The organism is Thalassobius vesicularis (genome assembly GCF_004799325.1).
Lineage (GTDB): Bacteria > Pseudomonadota > Alphaproteobacteria > Rhodobacterales > Rhodobacteraceae > Thalassobius > Thalassobius vesicularis.
Map to the genome: position 1 here is coordinate 335,318 of NZ_SSMD01000001.1, position 16,154 is coordinate 351,471.

17 protein-coding genes are annotated in these 16,154 nt (G+C 64.1%); 8 read left to right on the plus strand and 9 right to left on the minus strand.

Features of this window, described 5'->3' with window-relative positions; translation table 11 throughout:
* Nucleotides 1-31: 31 nt before the first annotated feature.
* Nucleotides 32-496 (minus strand): ATP-dependent zinc protease family protein, encoded by a 465-nt coding sequence (locus E7681_RS01700; RefSeq protein WP_136337525.1) that lies wholly within the window; start codon nt 494-496, stop codon nt 32-34.
* Between the two features lie 141 nt (nt 497-637).
* The gene (locus tag E7681_RS01705) at nt 638-1,291 is read right to left on the minus strand and encodes a peroxiredoxin (RefSeq protein ID WP_136337526.1); all 654 of its coding nucleotides are present in this window, start codon (nt 1,289-1,291) and stop codon (nt 638-640) included.
* Nucleotides 1,292-1,565: 274 nt separating this feature from the next.
* Between E7681_RS01705 and E7681_RS01710 the strand changes: the two genes are divergently transcribed.
* Together E7681_RS01710 and E7681_RS01715 are read left to right on the plus strand one after the other, a co-directional pair.
* The gene (locus E7681_RS01710) at nt 1,566-3,005 is read left to right on the plus strand and encodes an aldehyde dehydrogenase family protein (protein WP_136337527.1); all 1,440 of its coding nucleotides are present in this window, start codon (nt 1,566-1,568) and stop codon (nt 3,003-3,005) included.
* Between the two features lie 70 nt (nt 3,006-3,075).
* On the plus strand, nt 3,076-4,101 hold the full coding sequence (locus E7681_RS01715; protein ID WP_211089751.1) for a phosphotransferase: 1,026 nt from the start codon (nt 3,076-3,078) through the stop codon (nt 4,099-4,101).
* On the opposite strand, the gene E7681_RS01720 is transcribed toward E7681_RS01715, so the two are convergent.
* Nucleotides 4,098-4,751 carry an RluA family pseudouridine synthase gene (locus tag E7681_RS01720; RefSeq protein ID WP_136337529.1) on the minus strand — a complete coding sequence of 218 codons (654 nt, stop codon included), beginning with the start codon at nt 4,749-4,751 and terminating at the stop codon, nt 4,098-4,100. The genes E7681_RS01715 and E7681_RS01720 overlap by 4 nt on opposite strands.
* Nucleotides 4,752-4,849: 98 nt before the next feature.
* Here E7681_RS01720 and E7681_RS01725 point away from each other — a divergent pair, with 98 nt between their 5' ends.
* Complete coding sequence (locus E7681_RS01725) at nt 4,850-5,260, plus strand: nuclear transport factor 2 family protein (RefSeq protein WP_136337530.1); 411 nt, start codon at nt 4,850-4,852, stop codon at nt 5,258-5,260.
* A gap of 11 nt (nt 5,261-5,271) precedes the next feature.
* Here the strand turns inward: E7681_RS01725 and rarD are convergent, their stop codons facing one another.
* From rarD to E7681_RS01740, 3 genes are all read right to left on the minus strand, one after another.
* Entirely contained in the window at nt 5,272-6,165 is an 894-nt protein-coding gene (rarD, locus tag E7681_RS01730; protein ID WP_136337531.1) for an EamA family transporter RarD, read from the minus strand.
* A 62-nt stretch (nt 6,166-6,227) separates the two neighbouring features.
* Complete coding sequence (locus E7681_RS01735; RefSeq protein ID WP_136337532.1) at nt 6,228-6,599, minus strand: GFA family protein; 372 nt, start codon at nt 6,597-6,599, stop codon at nt 6,228-6,230.
* 26 nt (nt 6,600-6,625) lie between these two features.
* Nucleotides 6,626-7,798: a thiolase family protein gene (locus E7681_RS01740; RefSeq protein ID WP_136337533.1), complete on the minus strand. Its 1,173-nt coding sequence runs from the start codon at nt 7,796-7,798 to the stop codon at nt 6,626-6,628.
* Between the two features lie 90 nt (nt 7,799-7,888).
* On the opposite strand from E7681_RS01740, the gene E7681_RS01745 reads away from it, so the two are divergent.
* The 3 genes from E7681_RS01745 to E7681_RS01755 all read left to right on the plus strand — a co-directional run bounded on the left by E7681_RS01745 (nt 7,889) and on the right by E7681_RS01755 (nt 10,494).
* Nucleotides 7,889-8,233 carry an STAS domain-containing protein gene (locus E7681_RS01745; protein WP_136337534.1) on the plus strand — a complete coding sequence of 115 codons (345 nt, stop codon included), beginning with the start codon at nt 7,889-7,891 and terminating at the stop codon, nt 8,231-8,233.
* Nucleotides 8,234-8,264: 31 nt separating this feature from the next.
* Nucleotides 8,265-8,705 (plus strand): ATP-binding protein, encoded by a 441-nt coding sequence (locus E7681_RS01750; RefSeq protein WP_168733133.1) that lies wholly within the window; start codon nt 8,265-8,267, stop codon nt 8,703-8,705.
* Nucleotides 8,706-8,916: 211 nt separating this feature from the next.
* Nucleotides 8,917-10,494: a gamma-glutamyltransferase family protein gene (locus tag E7681_RS01755; protein ID WP_136337536.1), complete on the plus strand. Its 1,578-nt coding sequence runs from the start codon at nt 8,917-8,919 to the stop codon at nt 10,492-10,494.
* A gap of 30 nt (nt 10,495-10,524) precedes the next feature.
* Here the strand turns inward: E7681_RS01755 and hspQ are convergent, their stop codons facing one another.
* On the minus strand, nt 10,525-10,851 hold the full coding sequence (hspQ, locus tag E7681_RS01760; RefSeq protein WP_136337537.1) for a heat shock protein HspQ: 327 nt from the start codon (nt 10,849-10,851) through the stop codon (nt 10,525-10,527).
* Between the two features lie 84 nt (nt 10,852-10,935).
* Here hspQ and E7681_RS01765 point away from each other — a divergent pair, with 84 nt between their 5' ends.
* Both E7681_RS01765 and E7681_RS01770 read left to right on the plus strand, forming a co-directional pair.
* Nucleotides 10,936-11,817 (plus strand): AEC family transporter, encoded by an 882-nt coding sequence (locus E7681_RS01765; RefSeq protein ID WP_136337538.1) that lies wholly within the window; start codon nt 10,936-10,938, stop codon nt 11,815-11,817.
* Nucleotides 11,818-11,889: 72 nt separating this feature from the next.
* A complete protein-coding gene (locus tag E7681_RS01770) occupies nt 11,890-12,480 on the plus strand; it encodes a transglycosylase SLT domain-containing protein (protein WP_136337539.1) in 591 nt (196 codons plus the stop codon).
* On the opposite strand, the gene E7681_RS01775 is transcribed toward E7681_RS01770, so the two are convergent.
* Nucleotides 12,477-13,076, minus strand: coding sequence for a LolA family protein (locus E7681_RS01775; RefSeq protein ID WP_246032384.1), 600 nt, complete (start codon nt 13,074-13,076; stop codon nt 12,477-12,479). The genes E7681_RS01770 and E7681_RS01775 overlap by 4 nt on opposite strands.
* Before the next feature lie 87 nt (nt 13,077-13,163).
* A complete protein-coding gene (locus E7681_RS01780) occupies nt 13,164-16,142 on the minus strand; it encodes a DNA translocase FtsK (protein ID WP_136337541.1) in 2,979 nt (992 codons plus the stop codon).
* Between the last annotated feature and the right edge of the window lie 12 nt (nt 16,143-16,154).

Sequence of the window (16,154 nt, forward strand, 5' to 3'; positions counted from 1 at the left end):
GGGAACGCGACGCGGGCGGCTATGCCCACATTCACACCCGGGATGTGTCAATCGGATGACCCGCCAGCCACGAACGCCCCGCATCCACCAGAATGCCGTGTCGGCGGATCGCCGTTCGGCCCAGGATCAGCGGCAGGCTCATGTTGCTGCGGTCGGCCAGGGTCATCTCGATGCGCCATCGGCGCGCGCCCAGATGCAGGGTGGTTTCGATGACCAGGCGTTCTTCGGGGATGCCCGAGGTGTTCTTGACCGCGCGGGTTTCGACCAGCGGCGCCTCGATGTCGCGCGCCTTCAGGCCTGATCCATGCGGGACGTGGAACCGCACCCATTGGGCACCGTCCCGTTCGAACTGGCGGATACGGCTGGCATGCAGGGCCGAACTGCGCGCGCCGGTGTCGATCTTGGCCACCGCCAGCGGGATGCCCAGATCCGGCAGGGCGATCCGTTCGCGCCAGCCAATCACCAGAGGCGCGCGTTTGACCGGCAGCTTGGGCATGTCGGAGTCCTCTGGAATGGAAGGGCGATTCTGTGGCGGGGTCTTGCGGGCTGGGCGTAGCCGCGCCCGGCAATACTGTCCATCGGCAAAAGAAAACCCCCGCGGAAAACCGCGGGGGTGTGTGGCGTGATCCGGATCGGATCAGGCCAGGTACTTGGTGGTGCGCAGGTAGGGCAGCTTGACGTCGATCGCGCCGAACTTTTCGCGCGCCTGGTCGTCGTTCAGCGACAGCGCGACGATCACGTCCTGGCCTGCGGTCCAGTTGGCGGGGGTGGCAATCGGCACGCCATAGGTGGCCTGCAGACCGTCCAGCGCGCGCAGCACCTCGGCAAAGTTACGGCCCACCGACATCGGGTAGGTCATGATCAGCTGAACCTTCTTGTTCGGCGCGATGATGAACACCGAACGCACCGAGGCCGAATCCGCAGCCGTACGGCCATCGGGCAGGTAGGCTTCGGCGGGCAGCATGTCGAACATCTTCGACACTTCCAGCGATTCATCCGCGATGATCGGGAAGCCAGCCTTGGCGCCCGAGAAGCCCTCGATGTCCGATTTCCACTTCACGTGCTCGGCAGCCGAATCGACGGACAGGCCGATCACCTTGGTGTTGCGCTTGGTCCATTCGTCGGCCAGCTGCGCGACGGCACCGAATTCGGTGGTGCAGACGGGAGTGAAATCCTTGGGGTGCGAGAACAGAATCGCCCAGCTGTCACCGATCCAGTCGTGGAACGTGATCGTCCCCTGATCGGTTTCCGCAGTGAAATTCGGCACGATGTCGTTGATGCGCAGGCCCATTCTGATCTCCTGTTCAAATGGTCGGATTTACATTCCGCAACTTAGATACGTTCTAAATAAACTAATGGAACCCCTTGACGGGGCGACATAGTAATCTGCGGACAGAATGTCGCAGTTTCGCCACCTAACGTAATTTGATCAAATTTTTGAAACCGATCAGACTCGGACTTGCGGCGGGTGCAAAGCCCTGACAAACTGCGCCCTAACGCTGCGGCATGGATTTCCGCATAACGGAAACGCACCGCAGGACGGGAAACGCTTTTGGAGGTCGACAATGATCGAGAAACGTCAGTTCTATATCAACGGGGAATGGGTGGACCCCGTCGAGCCGCGCGACTACGCGGTAATTGATCCCTCCACCGAAGAACCCTGCGCAGTGATCTCGCTGGGTGGCAAGGCAGATGCCGACAAGGCAGTGGCAGCCGCCAAGGCCGCCTTCCCCGCGTGGATGGCAACCCCGGCCGAAGAGCGCATCGCGCTGGTCGAAAAGCTGCTGGAAATCTACAAGGCCCGCAGCGCCGAGATGGGTGCCGCGATCTCGATCGAGATGGGCGCGCCGATCGACATGGCCAGCACTTCGCAGGTCGGTGCCGGGACCTGGCACATCACCAACTTCATCCGCGCCGCCAAGAACTTCAAGTTCATCCGCCCGCTGGGTGATCACGCCCCCGAAGACCGGATCATCTATGAACCGATCGGCGTGTGCGCTCTGATCACTCCGTGGAACTGGCCGATGAACCAGGTCACGCTGAAGGTGGTCGCCGCGGCCATCGCTGGCTGCACCATGGTGCTGAAACCGTCCGAAGAAAGCCCGCTGGACGCCATCCTGTTCGCAGAGATGATGCATGACGCTGGCTTCCCCAAGGGTGTGTTCAACCTGGTGAACGGCGACGGCATGGGCGTCGGCAGCACCCTGTCCGGCCACCCGGACGTGGATATGGTCAGCTTCACCGGCTCGACCCGCGCAGGCATCGCGATCTCGCAGAACGCGGCCCTGACGCTGAAGCGTGTCCACCTGGAGCTGGGCGGCAAAGGCGCCAACATCATCTTCGCGGATGCCGACGACAAGGCCGTCAAGCGTGGCGTGCTGCACATGATGAACAACACCGGCCAGTCGTGCAACGCACCCAGCCGGATGCTGGTTCAGCGCGACATCTACGAGCAAGCCGTTGAAACCGCAGCCGAAGTTGCGAAATCCGTCACCGTTGGCCCCGCCAGCGAGCACGGCAAGCACATCGGCCCCGTGGTGAACGAAGCGCAGTGGAACAAGATCCAGGGCCTGATCCAGAAGGGCATCGACGAAGGCGCCCGCCTGGTCGCCGGTGGCTTGGGTCGTCCGGACGGTCTGAACAAGGGCTTCTTCGTGCGTCCCACCGTGTTCGCCGACGTGAACAACGAGATGACCATCGCACGCGAAGAAATCTTCGGCCCGGTGCTGTCGATCATCCCGTTCGAGACCGAGGAAGAAGCGGTGCAGATCGCCAATGACACGGTCTACGGCCTGACCAACTACGTGCAGACGCAGGACGGCACCAAGGCCAACCGCCTGGCGCAGCAGCTGCGCTCGGGCATGGTCGAGATGAACGGCAAGTCCCGCGGCGCGGGCGCTCCGTTCGGCGGCATGAAGCAGTCGGGCAACGGTCGCGAAGGTGGCGTTTGGGGCATCGAGGACTTCCTCGAAGTCAAATCCGTCGCCGGCTGGGCCGCCGAGTAACCTGTATCCCGTTGCAACACGGGTCGATCCGGGGCTATCACGGCCCCGGATTTGCTATTTGGGGGGTCACGTGGCTGAGTACCGCTCGATCCAGCGTTTCGTGCCGGACACGGTGCTGAAACGCGACGTGTTTTCCGAAACCGTGATGGGCCATCTGGCGGATGACCCTACGGTCAAGGTCGTGCTGCGCCGTCTGGATGGGGTGCCGTGGTGGGCCCGCCCGCTGTCGCAAGCCCTGGCCCGGAAAGAGGCGCGCGGCCTGCGTGCCGTGCAGGGCATCGAGGGCACACCCGTGCTGCTGGAGGCCGACGCGGGCGGCATCCTGCGCGTCTGGGCCGAGGGCACGCCGCTGCACCTGGCCAAACCCTCTGACCCGCTGTGGTACAAGGACGCCCGACGCCTGCTGCGCGAGATGCGCCGCCGGGGCGTGTGCCATAACGACATCGCCAAGCCGCAAAACTGGCTGATGCTGCCGGACGGTCGGGCGGGGGTGATCGACTTCCAGCTGGCCTCGGTCCATCGGCGCAAGGGCGTGCTGTTCCGCACCGCCGCGCGCGAGGATCTGCGGCACATGCTCAAGCAAAAGCGCAACTTCGCCAATGCCTTGCTGACCCCGTCGGAACGCAATCTGCTGGCCCGCAAATCGCTACCCTCGCGCATCTGGATGGCCACCGGCAAGCGGCTGTATAACTTTATCACCCGGCGTCTGATGCACTGGTCCGATGGTGAGGGAACCGAGAACCGCATCGCGCTGGACGGCCCCGCGATCCGCGACGCATTGCTGGCCAACGGGGCGCGCGACGTGGCGTTTGCCGCCTATGCGCTGTCGGCGGGGGGCGTGGGCCTCTATGCCTTTGCCGAGGCAGATGCGCCCGTCCAGATGCCCACCTCCGGCCCGCAACCCAACCTGCTGCAAGTGGTCCCCGCCCTGCCCCGCAACGTTGATGGCACTGTCCGCACCGACCTGTTGGAGCTGATCGCCACCAACCGTCTGGACGCGCTGGAACAGATGCAGGCGGGCGATGCCGAGCTGGCGCAAGTGGTCCGTCCGATCGTCGCCGGACGACTGAACCTGACGGATCGGCGGATTCGTTAGAACGGCGCCTTGGCGCGGAAGGCCAGCCCCTTGCCGCTGTCGGGATGGTTGATCCGCAACTCCTCGGAATGCAGCATCAGGCGCGGGAAATCCGCCGCCGGACCCTCGGCATAGATCGGGTCGCCCAGGATGACATGCCCCAGCGCCAGCATATGCACCCGCAACTGGTGCGAGCGCCCGGTGCGCGGCATCAGCCGGACCCGCGACTCGGTCGCGTTGGACTTCAGCACCCGATAATCGGTGACGGCGGGCTTGCCGTTCTCATGGTCCACCATCTGACGCGGACGGTTCGGCCAATCCACGATCAGCGGCAGATCGACGGTGCCGGTTTTCGGCTCCAACTGGCCCCAGACGCGGGCGACATAGGTCTTTTTCGTGCTGCGCTTTTCGAACTGCATCGACAGGTTGCGCTGCGCATGGGGTGTCAGCGCGAACACCATCACGCCCGAGGTATCCCGATCCAGCCGGTGCACCAGCAGCGCCTCGGGGAACACCGCCTGGACGCGGCTCAGCAGGCAATCGGCCAGATGCTCGCCCCGCCCCGGCACCGACAACAGCCCCGAGGGTTTGTTCACGGCGATCAGTTGGTGATCCTGATACAGAATCTCCAGCGGGTCGGTCGGGGGCGTGTATTCGGTGCTGAGCGTCATGGGATCGGATTACGCTGGGGCGCGGCGCGGTGCAACCCGGCGTCACGCTTGCCGCATCGTGCGCGCCGGTGCAGCCTGCCGGAAGGGAGGACCAAACAATGCATCCGACAATCCAACGCATGACTGAAATCGTCGCCTCGGGCGAGGACGAAAAGATCGGCACGATCCTGGCCGAGAACGTGGCATTCCTGCCGCCGACCTACTGGAAAACCTGGACGGGGCGCGACGCGGTGGCCGCCGTTCTGGGCCATGTCGGGCAGGTGTTTTCCGACTTCCGCTATCGCCGGATCATGGGCGAGGGCAACGACTGGGCGCTGGAGTTCCAGTGCAAGATCGGCGACATGGACGCCGTCGGCGTCGACCTGATCACGCTGGGCGCGGACGGGCTGATTGAGACGTTCGAGGTGGTGATGCGCCCGCACAGCTCGGTCGGGGCACTGCGCGAGGCGATGAACCAGCGGGTAAAGACCGACGCCCGTTTCCTGAAATTCCGCGAGGCCCTGTCCTAAGGCCCCGCAGGTCAGGTTCGCGCGCGACCGTTCCGCATCTGGCGGACCATCGGCACGGTGTAGACCACCAGCGCCGCCCAGATCATCGGAAACGCGATCATGCGGGCCTGACCGAACGGCTCATCAAAGACGAACACGGCGGTAAGGAAGATCATCGTCGGCGCGATGTATTGCAGGATCGCAATCGTCGACAACCGCAGCAGTTTCGCGCCGTTGGCATAGACGATCAGGGGCACGGCCGTGACGATGCCCGCCCCGACCAGCAGAACCGTATCCTGCACGTCCCCGCCGAATGCGCCCTCGGGCGACAACCAGATCAGATACCCCAGCGAGGGCACCGACAGGATCAGCACCTCTAGCAGGAAGCCCTGGTTCGGGCCGATAGGCAGGGATTTCTTGAAATAGGCGTAGAAGCCCCAGCTGACCATCAGCACCAGCGCCGGCCACGGCAGGCTGCCCGCGTCATACCACAGCACCCCGACCGCGCATCCGGCCAAGGCGACCGATACCATCTGCGTGGCATTCAGGCGTTCGCCCAGCAGCACCGCCCCCAGCAGGACCGAGAACAACGGATTGATGTAGTACCCCAGTGCCGCGTCCAGAGTCCGCCCCGCGCCGATGGCCCAGACATAGGTGCCCCAGTTGATGGTGATCAGCCCGGCCGTCAGACTGGCCATCGCCAGCATCTTGGGCGAACGCAGCGCGGCGCTCAGATCACGGGTGCGTCCCAGCGCGACCAGCAACAGCCCGGCCACCGGCACCGACCACAGGATGCGGTGGGCGACGACCTCGGCCGGGGGGATATGGGCCATCGCTTTCAGATACAGGGGCAAAAACCCCCACATGAAGTAAGCGGCAAGCGCAAAGGCCAGGCCCCGCGGGCTGTCTGCAGTCTGATTGGTCATGGGATTCTCCTGCAGGCGGTGTAGACCGGTCTGGCCCGCAGCGAAAGGCCGTGCGAGTACGGTCAGGGCCTTTGCGGCAGTCCGTCCGCGATGTCGTAGTAATCGCCCTTGTCGGCGGTGAATATGTGTCGCTCCAGCCGCAGGCCGGTGGTGCCATCCACCGCCCCCAGCGCAAAGCTGATCATGTCCTCGCCGGTGCCGTGCCAGAACAGGAACGCCCCGCAGTCCGGGCAGATCCCGCGCCGCGCCTTTGGCGTCAGCTCCAACCAGCGCACCGGCCCGTCGATCGTCAGGTCGCTGACCGGAACCTGGGCCGAGGCCCAGCTATGCCCCGACATCTTACGGCATTGGGTGCAATGGCACGACGAGGCGCCAAACGGCGCCGCACTGGTCGAAAACCGAATGGCGCCGCACGCGCAGGAGCCGTTCATCATCCCTGATCCCTCGGCCGGTGTGCGTGTCAGACCCGCTCGATCGCGATTGCGGTGCCCTCGCCGCCGCCGATGCAGATCGCCGCGATACCACGTTTCAGCCCGCGTTTTTCCAGCGCGTTCAACAGCGTCACCATGATCCGCGCCCCGGACGCCCCGATCGGGTGCCCCAACGCACAGGCCCCGCCGTTGACGTTCATGATGTCGCGCGGAATGCCCATTTCCTTCATGAAGGCCATGGGGACGACCGCAAAGGCTTCGTTCACCTCCCACAGGTCCACGTCCGAGGTTTTCCACCCCAGCCGTTCCAGCAGCTTGCGCGCGGCAGGGACCGGCGCGGTCGGGAATTGCGCGGGGGCCTGCGCGTGGCTGGCATGGCCCAGAATGCGGGCACGGATGTTCATGCCCCGGCTTTCGGCCGCGTCCTGCGACGCCAGAACCAGCGCCGCCGCCCCGTCCGAAATCGACGAGGAATTGGCCGCCGTCACCGTCCCATCCTTGCGGAACGCGGGTTTCAGCAGCGGGATCTTCTGCGGCTTGGCCTTGGCCGGCTGTTCGTCACGGGTGATGATCTCTTCGCCCGTGCGCGCGTGCAGGACGACCGGACAAATCTCGCCCTCGAACGCGCCCGAACGCTCCGCCTCCAGCGCATTGTCCAGCGAGGCGATGGCATAGCGGTCCTGCGCTTCGCGGGTGAACTGGAACGCCTCGGCGCAATCCTCGGCAAAGGTGCCCATCAGGCGACCTTTGTCATAGGCGTCCTCCAGCCCGTCCAGGAACATGTGGTCCTGCACGCTGGAATGCCCGATCCGCGCCCCACCGCGCATTTTCGGCAGCAGGTAGGGGGCGTTGGTCATGCTCTCCATCCCGCCCGCGATCATTGCGTTGGCATGGCCCAGCGCGATCTGGTCAAAGGCGATCATCGCCGCCTTCATCCCGCTGCCGCACATCTTGTTGATCGTGGTGGCGGGCACTTCTTGCCCCAGTCCGCCCGCGAACAGCGCCTGCCGCGCCGGGGCCTGCCCCTGACCAGCGGGCAGAACGCAGCCCATGATGACCTCGTCCACGGTTTTCGTCCCCGCGTCCGACAAGGCGCCCCGAATCGCGTGCCCGCCCAGCGCTGCAGCGTCCACGCCCTCGAAAACACCTTGGAACCCGCCCATGGGGGTGCGCGCCGCCCCGGCAATGACCACAGATTTCATAAGAACTCCTCCTGCTGCGATGTTGAAAACCGATTGGTAAGGATTTGGACCTAGCTTCCTCCAAGCAAGACCGAAGTGAAAGGAGATTTCATGCAGATGTCCAGTACGGAGAGAGAGGGCTTTCAAGTCGTCTCGGTCGAGGAAAGCCGGATCGACGCCGCCGTGGCGATCGCCTTCAAGGACCGTATGCGCCAACTGACCGAAAGCGGGCCCAGCCAGGTCATTTTGGACCTGAGCACCGTGGATTTCATCGACTCCAGCGGGCTGGGGGCCATCGTCGCGGCGATGAAACAGCTGGGCACTGCGCGCAAACTCCACTTGGCGGGCCTGCTGCCGAACGTCGCCAAGGTGTTTCGCCTGACCCGGATGGACATGGTCTTTGCCATCCATCCCAGCGTGGCCGAGGCAACGGGCCGCCGTGCTGACAGCGCCTGAATCGGGGACGAACCACACCGGTATGAGCGCCATGACCCTTCCGACGAAACTGGCGATCCGCTTTGATGCCACGGAAATGGCCGTCCGGGATGCGCTGGCGCAGGTGCTGGCGTTCCTGCGCGATGCCGGTTTGGATTCCGACAACAGCGGCAAGGCCGAGATCGTTCTGGCAGAGGCGCTGAACAACATCGTCGAACACGCCTATTGCGATATCGCCCACGGCAAGGTCGAGCTTCAGTGCACCCGTCATCCCTCGCGCCTAGAAGTGACGATTCTGGATCAGGGAAAGCCGGTGCCGGTGCATGTCTTCGCCAAGCGCGGATACCCCGACACGGACAGCGCCCTTCCCGACCTTCCCGAAGGCGGATTCGGCTGGCTGTTGATCCAGACCCTTGCGGAAAACCTGACCTATCAGCGGGTCGGAGACACAAATTGCCTGCGCCTGACGATACCCTTGTTAGTTGCAGCCTGACGCAAATCAACACGCCGCAGAATTGCCCCAATCCCCCCATATTCACGCCTGAAACACCCGTCAAAAAGACACTGTAGCTGCAAGAGCTTCCCTCGGCGTCGCGTGTTTACAGCCCCCACCCAGTACGCGGCGCCGAGGACTTCCTCCTCAAACCCATGGACTTGGCCGACAAGACACCTAAAGTCTGTCGCGGGAACGAGGGGAGACTTCCATGAGAGATTTTCACAAGCCGGGACGCTCGGCTGTTTACGCGTCGAATGGCATGTGCGCGACATCGCACCCATTGGCCGCCAAGGTCGCCGTCGACATTCTGTCCCGGGGTGGTAACGCTATGGATGCGGCCATCGCGGGTGCGGTCTTGCTTGGCATCTGCGAGCCGCAAATGACCGGCATCGGCGGTGATTGCTTTGTCCTGTACAACCTGCCCGGCAGCGACCAGATCCACGCGCTGAATGGCTCGGGCCGCGCCCCGGCCGCCGCCAAGGCTGCCGACCTGCGCGCGCGTGGCCTGTCCGCCGTACCGCTGAATGGCCCCGAGGCCGTGACCATCCCCGGTGCCGTGGACGCGTTCTGCCACCTGTCCGAAACCGTCGGCCGGCTGGGTCTGGACGCGCTGCTGGCCCCGGCCATCCACTACGCCGAAGAAGGCGTTCCCGTCGCGCCGCGCGTCGCCTTTGACTGGCCCATCGCTGGCAAAAGCCTGAACGCCGATGGCCGCCGTCACTACATGATCGACGGGCAACCCGCTCGCGTCGGCCAGATTTTCCGCGCACCGGGACAGGCCGAGGTGCTGCGCCGGATCGCCCGCGATGGCCGCAAGGCATTCTACGAAGGCGAAGTCGCGCAGGACATGGTTGGCGCGCTGACCGCCCTTGGCGGCGTGCATACTGAACAGGATTTCGCCGCCACGCGCTGCACGCCTACCGACCCCGTCGGTGGCCAGTACAAGCATATGGACCTGCTGGAGCATCCGCCAAACGGCCAGGGCGCTACCGCAATCCTGATGCTCAACATCTTGAAACATTTCGATATCTCCGGGATGGCCCCATTCGGCAGCCAGCGCGCGCATATCGAGACCGAGGTCGCCAAACTGGCCTACGACGCCCGCAACCGCTTTATCGCGGACGCCGACCACACCTCGCGCCTTCAGCACATGCTGGCGCCCGAGACGGCGGCGAAACTGGCTGCGCTGATCGACCCCAAGCGCGCCATGCCCTCGGCCGCGCCGCTGACCGAGTCAGTGCACAAGGACACGATCTACATCACCGTCGTCGACAAGGACCGTATGGCGGTTTCGCTGATCTACTCGATCTTCCACGGCTTCGGCTCGGGCATTGCCAGCCCGAAATTCGGCATCCTGCTGCAGAACCGCGGGGCGGGCTTCTCGCTGACCGAGGGGCATGCCAACGAGATGCTGGGCGGCAAGCGCCCCATGCACACGATCATCCCCGGCATGCTGAAACAGGACGGGCGCGTGGTGATGCCGTTTGGCGTGATGGGCGGGGCGTATCAGCCCAACGGTCATGCGCGCTTTGTCTCGAACCTGGTGGATTTCGGGATGGAGCCGCAAGACGCCATCGACGCCCCCCGCGCTTTCTGCGACGCCGGAGAGATGCGGGTCGAGCGTGGCTATGCCGACTCTGTCCGGCAGGAGCTGGCGGATATGGGCCACAATGTCGTCACCCCCGAACAGCCGATCGGCGGCGCCCAGGCGATCCTGATCCGCGAGGATGGCGTTCTCGAAGGCGCATCTGACCCGCGCAAGGACGGCTGCGCGCTGGGATACTGAACGCAAGCGGCGCCCCCCGGGGCGCCGTTTTCAGTTCAGCTGGAATTGCAGGGGATAGTGACCGTCCTGAAACGGGCCAAACAGATCGGGAATATCCGGGTGGCTGACCGGCTGACCCGAATAGTCGGCGATCAGGTTCTGCTCGGACACATAGGCCACGTAGTAGCTTTGATCGTTCTCGGCCAGCAGGTGGTAGAACGGCTGCTCTTTGGACGGACGGCTTTCTTCGGGAATGGAGTGATACCATTCCTCGGTGTTGTTGAACCGCGGATCGACGTCGAAGACCACACCGCGGAACGGGTGTTTCTTGTGACGGACGATCTGTCCAAGATGATATTTAGCACGCGTCTTCAGCATTGCATTGCAGCCCCTCGTCGCCTTGGATAGACGCAAACGCGGTCATTTGTCCACGAATTCAACGAAAACAAAGGGAAACAGTCTGTGAACCTTGCTCTAACAGTGCTCGAAATCACGGCACCGGTGTTCATTCTGGCTGCGGTCGGGTTTGCCTGGGTGAAGGCCGGGTTCGAATACCGGGTCGAGTTCGTCACCCGCTTGGCGATGACCCTGTCGGTGCCCTGCCTGATCTTCACCGCCCTGATGAAGACCCAGATCGACCCGCAGGCGCTGACCACGTTGTCTGTGGCCGCCGCTGCCGCTTACGGCCTGCTGTCCATCGTCGCCTGGGCACTGGTCAAGCTGACCCGGCTGGACGTGCGCACCTTCCTTGCGCCGATCATTTTCGGCAACACCGGCAACCTGGGCCTGCCCCTTGCCATGTTCGCCTTTGGCGAGGTCGGGCTGGGCTATGCCGTGGTCGTTTTCGCGGTCATGGCGATCTGGTCGTTCACCTTTGGCGTCTGGCTGGTGGCGGGCGGCGGATCGCTGACCAAGGTCGTCAAGGAGCCGCTGGTCGGCGCGACCCTGCTGGGCGGGCTGTTCCTGTGGCAGGGCTGGCACACGCCGGTTTTCCTGACCAATGCGCTGCAACTGATCGGTCAGATGGCGATTCCGATCATGCTGATCACGCTGGGCGTGGCGGTTGCGCGGATGACGCCGGGCCATGTCGGGCGCGCGCTGTGGATCTCGGCTCTGAAGCTGGTGTTGTGCTTTGGGCTGACCTGGGGCGTGGGCGTCTGGTTCGAGCTGGACAAGACCGCCTTTGCCGTTCTGGTGCTGCAATTGTCGACGCCGGTCGCCGTCACCTCTTACCTGCTGGCCGAGAAATACGGCGCCGATGCCGAGTCCGTCGCTGGCCTGGTCGTGGTGTCCACCCTGATGTCTGTTGCAGCGATTCCGCTCATGCTGGCTGTCCTGCTCTGAGCGCTTGAATTGGCATTCCCCTGCCTCTCGTTTTTCGCTAAAATACCGAAAAACAAAGAAAGCGAGAGGCAGATGAGCAGAACTCTTCGCGTTGTAATTCTGTTTGTGCTGCTGGCGGCTTGCGGCGGCGGAAATTACACGCCCCCACGCAATCTGGACGACGCCTGTTCGATCCTGAGCCAACGACCCAAATATGCCCGCGCCTTCCGCGCGACCGAGCGCCGCTGGGGCGTTCCTGTGCATGTGCAGATGGCAACGATTTACCAGGAAAGCAAATTCGTCGGCAACGCCCGCACCCCCTACCGCTTTGTGCTGGGCGTGATCCCGATGGGCCGCCAAAGCTCGGCCTACGGGTACGCGCAGGCGATCGATTCCACTTGGGACGATTACAAGGACGACGCCGGCGGCTGGGGCGCGCGCCGTGATGACATCCGCGACGCGACCGACTTCATGGGCTGGTACATGAACAAGACCCGCGACAAGAACGGCGTCTCGTTGCACAACGCCCAGCACCAGTACCTAGCCTATCACGAAGGGCACTACGGCTACTCGCGCGGCACGTACCGGCGCAAAAGCTGGCTGATGCGGATCTCGGGTCAGGTTCAGCGGCGTGCAGACATGTACCAGGCTCAGCTGGCCACCTGCCCGCGTCACCTGCGTTAACGGCCCTTGGTCACCTTGTCGGACTGGCTGCGGATATCGAACAAAGAGTTCCGCACCGGTTCGTCAAACGCCATCTCGCCCAGCACCACGGTGGTTGCCCCCCCGGCCTGATCGTTGATGACCCACTGGCGCAGCTGCACCGGGTTGTCGGTGAACACCAGCTGGATATTGCCGTATTCGGCGTTTTCCGGGTCCGCGGCCGTGACGGTGGTCGCGGTGCCATCATAAATCTTGCCCATCACCATATCTGACTTGGCCAGATCCACATCGCGCCGCAGAACGATGCTCAGCGGGGTCTGGTTCAACGGATAGGTCTCTGGCCCGGTGTTGCTTTTGGGATCAAAGATCGCCACGGCACCCTGCCCGGCCAGCACCAGCGCGGCCTCGGGCGGGTTGTATTCGAACCGCGCGCGACCGGGCCGTTTCAGCCAGATCTTGCCCGTCGAGATCGAGCCATCGTCGTTGATCTGCGTGAACTCGCCCTGCGCGGTGGCAAAGCTGTTCAGATAGGCCGAGATCTGATCCAGACTCAGCTCGGCCGCCCCGGCAGGGACGGCCAGCAGCGCCAGAACCGGCGCAAGGGTATAGCGGTTCATCTTCATGCCCCAAACATAATCACGGCGCAGGTGCAGCGCACCTGACTTTCGTGTCACAACTCCGCGATGGGCGGACCTGTTCCCCGATTACTGCTCGGGGACCAGAATTTCGCGTTTGCCGACGTGGTTGGCGGAGCTGACGATGCCCTGCTCTTCCATCTGTTCGACCAGCCGCGCGGCCTTGTTGTAGCCGATCGCCAGTTTGCGCTGGATGTACGAGGTCGAGCATTTGCGATCCTTGATCACGATCGCCACGGCGGTGTCATAGAGGGCGTCCTCCATATCCGTGTTGCCGCCGGTATTCAGGCCCAGCACCGCGTCGATATTGTCGGCCTTGTCGTCATCCGGCCCTTCGACCACGCCGCCCACATAATCGGGCGGGCCAAAGGATTTCAGGTGACGGACGATTTCCTCGACCTCTTCATCGGACACAAACGGCCCGTGGCAGCGGGTGATTTTCGCACCACCGGCCATGTACAACATATCGCCCATGCCCAGCAGCTGCTCGGCCCCCATCTCGCCCAGGATCGTCCGGCTATCGACCTTCGAGGTCACCTGGAAACTGATCCGGGTCGGGAAGTTGGCCTTGATCGTGCCGGTGATCACGTCCACCGAGGGTCGCTGCGTCGCCATGATGATATGGATGCCCGAGGCCCGCGCCATCTGCGCCAGACGCTGGATGCAGGCTTCGATTTCCTTACCGGCGACCATCATCAGGTCGGCCATTTCGTCAACGATCACAACGATATAGGGCATCTTGACCGGGGTGATTTCCTCGGTCTCGAAAATCGGATCGCCGGTTTCGTCGTCAAAGCCCGTCTGCACGGTGCGGCTAAAGGTTTCGCCACGCGACAGCGCATCCTCGACCCGGCTGTTATAGCCGTCGATGTTGCGCACGCCCATCTTGGACATCTTGCGATAGCGATCTTCCATCTCGCCCACGGTCCATTTCAGCGCGACCACGGCCTTTTTCGGGTCGGTCACCACGGGGGACAGCAGGTGCGGGATGCCGTCGTAAACCGACAGTTCCAGCATCTTGGGGTCGATCATGATCAGGCGGCATTCCTCGGGCGTCAGGCGGTACAGCAGCGACAGGATCATCGTGTTGATCGCCACCGATTTACCCGACCCCGTGGTCCCCGCGATCAGCAGGTGAGGCATCTTTGCCAGGTTCGCCACCATCGGCTCGCCGCCGATATCCTTGCCCAGGGCCAGCGGCAGTTTCATGTTCGCATCGCCGTAGGAGCGCGCGGCCAGGATTTCCCGCAGCACCACCTTTTCGCGGTGCTCGTTCGGCAGTTCGATCCCGATCACGCTACGCCCCGGAACCGTGGACACACGCGCCGACAGCGCCGACATCGAGCGCGCGATGTCGTCCGCCAGACCGATCACGCGGCTGGCTTTCAGGCCCGGCGCGGGCTCCAGCTCGTACATGGTGACGACGGGGCCGGGGCGGACCGAAACGATGTCGCCCTTGACGCCGTAATCGTCCAGAACGTTCTCCAACATCCGCGCGTTTTCCTCCAGCGCCTCATCGGACAGATGGTGACGCTGGATATTCGCGGGGTTCGCAAGCAGGTTCAGCGGCGGCAGCTCATAGGCATGGCCCGGCTCCTCGAACGCCAGCGAGGGCTGCGCCTCGCTCTGTGCGCGGGTGGACGGCTGGATCGGCTTGCGGTTCAGCGGCTGCACCACCACCTTGCGCGGGGCCTGCACCGGGATCGACGGGCGCGCGGCAGGCGTGGGCTGGTCATAGCTTTCCAGCGGCACGTCGTCGGCCATGTCAAAGATGTTCTCGTCCGGCAGCTCGTCCGTGTAGGTGTCGAAGTCCTCGAAGCTGGCTTCGAAATTCTGTTCCACATACTCGGGCTGCACCTGCATCTCGGGCTGCGACCAGGGGCGCGGCTCGGGCGTGGGTTCGGCAGCCTTGCGGGTCATCGTCGGCTCGGTCGGCAGCGTGTGGCGCGGGCCGGTCATCGGCGGCTCGGGCGGCAGGGTCGGACGGCGCGAGGTGTCCAGCACCAGCGCGGACGGCCCACGCGGGCGATCCTTCACCGCGGCAATCACCGGGCTTTGCGGGGCCACCGGGGCCGGATGCACGGCACGCGAGCGGATCACATCCGCGATCTTGGCCTTGATGCGGTCGTCACCCGGCGCGAATTGCGGGTCGGCGGCCAGCTCAGGCTCGACCAGTTCGGGTTCGGGCATCGGCTCGGGGCGGCGGATCAAGCCCGGCACACGGCCCAGCAGGCCCGGTTTCGGCGCGGGTTGCGGCTCGGGCTGTTCCCAGGTCTCCATCACCTCGTCAAAGGGCTCGACCCATTCCTCTTGCGGTTCGTCCGGCGTGGCGGCGGCTCGGCTTGCACGGCGATCACGTTGACGCGCCTGCATGGATTGCGCGGCGCTGAAGGCACCGGTGGCCCCCCGCCCCAGCACGGCCAGCAGCAGCGCGTACATCATGACCACGCCCAGCACGAGGAACCGGAAAATCCGACGCAGTTCGGTGACAGAGAACCCCAGCACGAACGCACCCAGGCCCACCATCATCACGGCGAACACCACCGACATCATCTTGATGCCGAAGGCCATGCTGACCGGCAGCACGCCCAGCAGGACGCCCAGCACGGTATCGCCGAAATGGCCGCCCAGACCAAAGCCCTGCCCCCAGTCCGGCCCCGGCGCCAAGGTCGAGGCATAGACCGAGATCACAGCCATCCAGATCGGAGTCATCAGCGCTCGGGACAGCGCGCGCTCTTCGCCCTGGTGCAGGCCAAAACGGAATCCCCAGGCCAGCAGCGCAATCGCCAGACCCCACGATCCCAGTCCCAGGATCATGAACAGCGGCGCCGCGATCGAGGCCCCGATCCGTCCCAGCAGGTTCTGCACTGGCGCATCCGTGGCCAGCATGAACGAGGGATCGTTCGCGCTGTACGAGGCCATCATCGCCACCGCAGCCGCGCCCAGCACGACCAGCGCAATGCCGATCAATTCCTTGCCGCGCTTCTCGATCGCGGCCTGCATGTCACTGTCGAACAGCGGGTCCCGTCCCCTTGTCTGAAATGCCATCCTGCCCTCGTT